Raw genomic sequence first — 4,049 nt, 5'->3', positions numbered from 1 at the left:
CACTGGGACTGCGCCTCCGCCTACAACCTGCGCAGCATGACCTACCGCCGTGAAGCCATCCTCGACGCCATTGCCGAGGCTGAGGCCACTGGCGACGATTCCATCGCCACCACGGCGAAAGAAGAGTGGGCCATCGAGAATACCTCCCTGTCCGTGTGCATCATGCGCATGATCAATCCGGTCATCTCCGGTACCGCCTTCTCCGCGGATACCGCCACCGGTTGCCGCGGCACCGACCGCAAGGACCTCGTCTCCGTTGATGCCAGCTATGGCCTCGGCGAAGCCGTTGTCGGCGGCATGGTCACCCCGGACAAGTTCTACGTCTTCAAGCGTGACGACAACGCCGAAGTCGTTATCCGTTCCATGGGCTTCAAGGACAAGAAAATTGTCTACGATCCCGAGGGCGGCACCAAGATTGAGCGCGTTGATGATTTCAACGCTTACCAGTGGTCTCTGTCGCTTGCTCAGGCCGAGGAAGTCGCCCGCGGCGTCCGTGGCATCAGCAAGGCCTACGGCGGAATGATCATGGATACCGAATTCTGCATCGATTCCTCCGACCGTCTCTGGTTCGTGCAGGCACGCCCCGAGACCCGCTGGAACGAAGAATTCGAGCAGCACCCGCACACCATTTTCATGCGTCGCCTCGAAGTGGACCCCAAGGCGCTCACCCGCGCCGAGGTCATCATCGAAGGCAATGGCGCATCCCGCGGTGCTGGGCAGGGCGTTGTCCGCTTCCTGCGTTCCGCTCTTGAGCTGAACAAGGTCAACAAGGGCGACGTGCTGGCTGCTGAGCGCACCGACCCGGACATGGTTCCGGGCATGCGTATCGCCTCCGCCATCCTTGCCGATGTGGGTGGCGACACCTCCCACGCGGCCATCACCTCCCGCGAGCTGGGCATCCCCGCCATCATTGGCATCCAGCGCGCCGAAGTGCTGCGTAACCTCGACGGTCAGGAAGTGACGGTCGACGGTTCCCGCGCCAAGGTGTACCGCGGCAAGCTGCCCCTCATTGAGGTTGGTGGTGAGATTGATACCGCCAAGCTGCCGCAGACCAAGACTCGGGTTGGCCTCATTCTCGCCGACGTTGGTCAGGCGCTGTTCCTGTCCCGTCTGCGCAATGTGCCGGACTTCGAAGTTGGCCTGCTGCGCGCCGAGTTCATGCTGGGCAACATCTCCATCCACCCGATGGCGCTGGAAGCCTACGACTCCGGCCTGCTGGACACCCTCGTGGACAAGAAGCTCCGCGACCTCGACGCCCAGCTGACCAAGGTTGTGCGCGACCAGCTCGCTTCCGGCGTGCGGACCCTTGACCTCAAGCTGCGCGACTACGTCGGTGAAATCACCGACCTCGCTCCGCAGATTCAGGCCCTGACCGAACGCGAAAGCACTCCCGGCGGCACCGAGGAAGTCCTCGCCATCCATCGCCACATGCGCGAACTGGACAAGCAGCTCGACTTCCATCTGGAGCAGGCCACCCATCGCCTCGACGTGCTCAAGACCTCCGAAGATCTTGAGGCCCACGTTGCCGTGGTTATGGGCTGGGCCGACGCCCTTGAGCAGTTCTCCGGTTCCGACACGCACAGCGTCAAGAGCCGTCAGGAGCTGCAGGCCAAGATCAACGAGCACATGCAGCTCGTGAAGGACAACCCCTACATTCAGGACGTCCTCCAGCGCATCGGCGAGATGCGCCGCGAAGTCGCCCGCCAGACCGGTCTGGCTAAGGAAATTGAGGAAGTCCGCACCCTGCCCGAGCGCATCCGCGAGCTTATCAAGTCCCGCGGCTACCGCAACGGCAAGGAACACTACGTGCAGACCCTGTCCCAGAGCCTCGCGCTCTTCGCCATGGCCTTCTATGGCAAGGACATCGTCTACCGTACCACCGACTACAAATCCAACGAGTACCGCAACCTCATCGGCGGCAACCTCTTCGAAAGCTACGAAGACAACCCGATGATTGGCTACCGCGGTGTCTCCCGTAATATCCATGACTGGGAAATCGAAGCCTTTAAGCTCGCCCGTGGCGTGTTTGGCGGCAAGAATCTCCAGATCATGCTGCCCTTTGTGCGTACGCTGGAAGAAGCGCGCAGCATGAAGCGCTACCTTGAGCAGGTGCACAAGGTGAAGTCCGGCGAGGACGGTCTCAAGATCATCCTCATGTCCGAAATCCCGGCCAACGCCATTCTTGCCAAGCAGTTCATTGAAGAGTTCGACGGCTTCTCCATCGGCTCCAATGACATGACGCAGATGGTGCTTGCTACGGACCGTGACAACGCCAGACTCCAGCACATCTACGACGAAGAGGACCCGGCCGTTATCTGGGCCATCCTCGTGACCATCTTCACCGGTCAGAAGTACGCCAAGAAGGTCGGCTTCTGCGGTCAGGGTGTCTCCAACAGCGTGATTCTGCGCGGACTGGTTGCCATTGCCGGCATCACCTCCGCCTCCGTTGTGCCGGATACCTACCACCAGACCAAGGAAGAGATGGCCGCTGTCGAGGCGCTGAACATTCCCCTCGCCAACCTTGGCAAGTGGCTTGGAAAGCAGCACCTCAACCGTCTTATCAAGCTCCTTGAGGAGGAGAACTACGGTCACATCCTCAAGAAGTACAAGACGCCTGCCGACTTCCTCGAATGGTACGAGGGCGAGCTTGCCCGCTTTGCCGAGCAGCTTCGCGAAAATCTCGATGCCGAGAAGGAAGAGTTCTACCGTCAGGAGATGCAGCGTTTCCGTGCCACCTTCCACAAGCCGGTTATCTACGCCAGCTGGGACTGGGAGAGCACCGTTCTCGACGCCCTGCATCAGGCTGGCTTCGCCAACTTCGACGAGCAGATCAAGGCGCTGGAAAAGCAGCGTAAGGCTCTCGGACTGGCCTAGTTCTCCGCACACCGGAGACCGTACGGCATCCGCATGCAAAGCCCCCCGGACCATCGGCCCGGGGGGCTTTTTTACACCGCAAGGGCCGCCCGCAATGCGTCCCGCACATCGTAATGACAACCCATAGGGAAAACCGCCATATGCCCACTCCACAAGCGTCCCTCGCAGGCTGGGAACAGGCCGTGCCGCTTCTTGCCGAAGGGGCACACACCGCGCTCCTGGACACTGTTCACAGCATGCGCCAGTCCGCTACCATCTATCCGCCCGAGGGCCTCGAATTCAACGCCCTTGCGCAGACGCCATTTGACGCCGTCAAGGTCGTCATCCTCGGTCAGGATCCCTATCACGGGCCGGGGCAGGCCCACGGGCTTTCCTTCTCCGTCCCCGAAGGTGTCCGCGTTCCGCCGTCCCTGCGCAACATGTTCAAGGAGATTCAGGCCACCGTGTACAACGGCGAAGAGCGTCAGTGCTCCACCGACCTCACCCGCTGGGCGCAGCAGGGCGTTTTGCTTCTGAACGCCATCTTCACCGTCGAGGCAGGCAAGGCTGGCTCCCATCGCCGCCTCGGCTGGGAGCGCATCTCCGACGCCATTGTTTCGGCCATTTCGGACCAGCATCAGCACGTCGTCTTTCTCCTGTGGGGCAGCTTCGCCCGCAGCAAAGCTGCCCTTATCGACACCGCCAAGCACCTCGTCCTCGAAGCCGCCCACCCCTCGCCACTCTCCGCCTATCGCGGCTTCTTTGGCTGCAACCACTTCGCCCTTGCGAATGACGACCTTGTGCGCCATGGGGTCGAGCCTATCGAGTGGTAGAGGGAAAGGGGATGGGCAGGGGAAGAGGGAGAAAGTCAATGCCTCCGGCGGGTTAAGGAAATAATTTCCTTAACAATCCTTAGGATTTTATGGGCGGAAGCCGCCCATAAAATAGACGTTGGGTGGCGGGAGTCGTCAGGGGTGACGACAGGTCAGTCTGCGCGCATCCGGCTTGTGCGCACGCAGGATACATAAGGACGGGAGTCCTTATGCCCCCGGAGGGAAAAGCGTAGGGCATTACCGCCCCGGCGGGCTTGCCATGCCGGCGGGGGCGGGAGTCGTCAGGGGTGACGGCAGGCCTGTCTCCACGCATCCGGCTTGTGCGCACGCAGGATACATAAGGACGGGAGTCCTTATGCCCCC

Annotated in this window: 2 protein-coding genes; both read left to right on the top strand. The window is 61.3% G+C overall.

Annotated elements, in window-relative coordinates; genetic code table 11:
* The coding region (locus tag ACY69P_RS14850) for a PEP/pyruvate-binding domain-containing protein (RefSeq protein ID WP_462328034.1) at window positions 1-2,874 on the top strand (2,874 nt) is incomplete at its 5' end.
* A gap of 140 nt (window positions 2,875-3,014) precedes the next feature.
* A complete protein-coding gene (gene ung / locus ACY69P_RS14845) occupies window positions 3,015-3,686 on the top strand; it encodes a uracil-DNA glycosylase (RefSeq protein WP_462328033.1) in 672 nt (223 codons plus the stop codon).
* Window positions 3,687-4,049 lie beyond the last annotated feature (363 nt).

This window comes from Desulfobaculum sp., assembly GCF_054921475.1.
Note: the sequence above shows the minus strand (reverse complement) of the source record. Positions and strands in the feature narration are given on the sequence as shown.

Coding starts and splice junctions, on each gene's coding strand:
- ung (WP_462328033.1), top strand. CDS start 3,015: ATGCCCACTCCACAAGCGTCCCTCGCAGGCTGGGAACAGGCCGTGCCG.